We start from the raw sequence: 1,802 nt of genomic DNA on the forward strand, positions 1-1,802 counted from the left end.
CCAAAAAAGCCGGCAAAACAAGCGCCATTTTTACAAGCCGCTGCGCATGGCGTTATGTGCTCCTACCAAGCAGTAAGTAAAAGTTAAAAAACAGATCAAAACATGACATAGTCCGCTATCCTTACCATTTCATACGATTTTGAGAGCAATCTTAGCTATATGAATAAGGCTGAGTTAGAGAGCTTATCCTCGATAAGGATAAGAGAAGCAATAAAACTGCTTGAAAATGATGAGTTCAACGGAGCTTACTATCTTGCAGGGTATTCTGTTGAGTGTGCTTTAAAAGCTTGTATTTGTAAGCAAGTCAAAGAGTTTGACTTTCCAAACAAGAAGTTGGCTCAAGATAGCCATACCCACAACCTAACTGATTTGGTTGGTGTCGCAGGGCTGAAGCAAAGGCTCAAAAAAGAAGAACAGGATAGTGAAACTTTTAAATTGAACTGGGCAGTTGTTAAAGACTGGAAAGAAACCTCCCGATATGAAACAAATATCGAAAAAACTAGAGCTATTGACTTAATTGAAGCAATTACCGATAAACAATCAGGAATTTTACAATGGCTAAAGAAATTTTGGTAAGCGAAAGCCTAACGAATGAAATGATTAGTGTCGGTGAAACTCTTCTCAAAAAACTTGATAAGAGCGATGCTAAAGTTTCTGCAACATTTTGGTTATATTATCCAGAGGAAAAAACATGGAAGCTTTTCTTTACTTCAGAATTAGTTAAATCTGAAGGGCCAAAAAAGTACTACAAAAAAGTAGTAGATGCCTTAAACGATTTTTCGGATAAAGATTCAACCTTATCCCTTAATAATATTGGTGTTACCGATAATTCAAACAAGATATTGCAATTATTGGCCAGTGTTTTCAATAGTAAGAAAAACATATTAAAAGAAAGGCTCTCAAGAGAAACTATAAATGGTCAATTCATAGAGGATGCTTTCGTTTATAGAATCAACCTACGCACATAACAAATGCTACCAGTTCGTTCCGGGGCTTCGCCCCTCCACCCGACGCGCCTTCGGCGCGCGGCTGAAGCAGGCGTTATGTGCTTCAACCTCATACAAACTCAAATACTGATACCATTATCTGATACTATGCTCTATAGTATCTCCTATGAATGCTAAACACCGAAAAACGCTCATAGCGATATTTAAAGATCCAGCTCCAAAACAGCTGGAATGGAAAGCCATAGAAGCTCTCCTTATCGCTGTCGGAGCTGATGTTATCGAGGGGCGCGGATCGCGCGTAAGGTTCCATAAAGATGGGGAAATCGGGACTTTTCATAGACCACACCCGAAAAAAGAGGCAAAGCCGTATCAGGTGAAAGATGCACGAGATTTTCTAACCAGAATTGGAGTCAAACCATGAATACAATGACATATAAAGGTTATGCAGCCAGCATAGAATACAGCGACGATGATGAATGCTTTATTGGCCATATTGCAGGCATAAAAGATCGAGTTGGTTTTCATGGTGAGTCAGTAACAGAACTCAAGGATGCCTTCCACGAAGCAGTCGAAGATTATCTCGAAACTTGTGCTGCTGTGGGCAAAGGGCCTCAGAAACCATACTCTGGCAAATTGATGTTACGCATTCCACCAGAGCTTCATGCAACTATTGCAACAGCGGCTCAGGTTAGTGGTCAAAGCATTAACCAATGGATTTCAAGGGCATTAGTTCAAGCTTCTCGCATATAAACCAGCGCATAATCGGGTAAGAGCTGGTCTTTCTCCAGCTCTCCCCACAGCACCCGGCATGCGGGTCCGCACCGGGCGGTTCACCGAGGATAGTGAAACCTAATC

4 protein-coding genes are annotated in these 1,802 nt (G+C 41.2%); all 4 read left to right on the top strand.

Annotation, left to right across the window (positions count from 1 at the left end; all coding sequences use genetic code 11):
* Nucleotides 1–159 precede the first annotated feature (159 nt).
* The 4 genes from KDK17_RS01070 (at nt 160) to KDK17_RS01085 (ending at nt 1,697) form a co-directional block, all read left to right on the top strand.
* Nucleotides 160–576, top strand: a complete 417-nt coding sequence (locus KDK17_RS01070) for a HEPN domain-containing protein (protein ID WP_257287147.1) — start codon at nt 160–162, stop codon at nt 574–576.
* Nucleotides 555–968 (top strand): hypothetical protein, encoded by a 414-nt coding sequence (locus KDK17_RS01075; RefSeq protein ID WP_257287148.1) that lies wholly within the window; start codon nt 555–557, stop codon nt 966–968. Before KDK17_RS01070 ends, KDK17_RS01075 begins: the two co-directional genes overlap by 22 nt.
* 145 nt (nt 969–1,113) lie before the next feature.
* Nucleotides 1,114–1,368, top strand: a complete 255-nt coding sequence (locus KDK17_RS01080; protein WP_257287149.1) for a type II toxin-antitoxin system HicA family toxin — start codon at nt 1,114–1,116, stop codon at nt 1,366–1,368.
* Nucleotides 1,365–1,697 carry a type II toxin-antitoxin system HicB family antitoxin gene (locus KDK17_RS01085; RefSeq protein WP_257287150.1) on the top strand — a complete coding sequence of 111 codons (333 nt, stop codon included), beginning with the start codon at nt 1,365–1,367 and terminating at the stop codon, nt 1,695–1,697. Before KDK17_RS01080 ends, KDK17_RS01085 begins: the two co-directional genes overlap by 4 nt.
* Nucleotides 1,698–1,802 lie beyond the last annotated feature (105 nt).

Source organism: Endozoicomonas sp. SESOKO2 (assembly GCF_024606245.1).
Lineage (GTDB): Bacteria > Pseudomonadota > Gammaproteobacteria > Pseudomonadales > Endozoicomonadaceae > Endozoicomonas_A.

What these genes read in the sequence shown, in the direction of transcription:
- KDK17_RS01080 (WP_257287149.1), top strand. Translation starts at nt 1,114, where the DNA reads ATGAATGCTAAACACCGAAAAACGCTCATAGCGATATTTAAAGATCCA.
- KDK17_RS01075 (WP_257287148.1), top strand. Translation starts at nt 555, where the DNA reads ATGGCTAAAGAAATTTTGGTAAGCGAAAGCCTAACGAATGAAATGATT.
- KDK17_RS01085 (WP_257287150.1), top strand. Translation starts at nt 1,365, where the DNA reads ATGAATACAATGACATATAAAGGTTATGCAGCCAGCATAGAATACAGC.
- KDK17_RS01070 (WP_257287147.1), top strand. Translation starts at nt 160, where the DNA reads ATGAATAAGGCTGAGTTAGAGAGCTTATCCTCGATAAGGATAAGAGAA.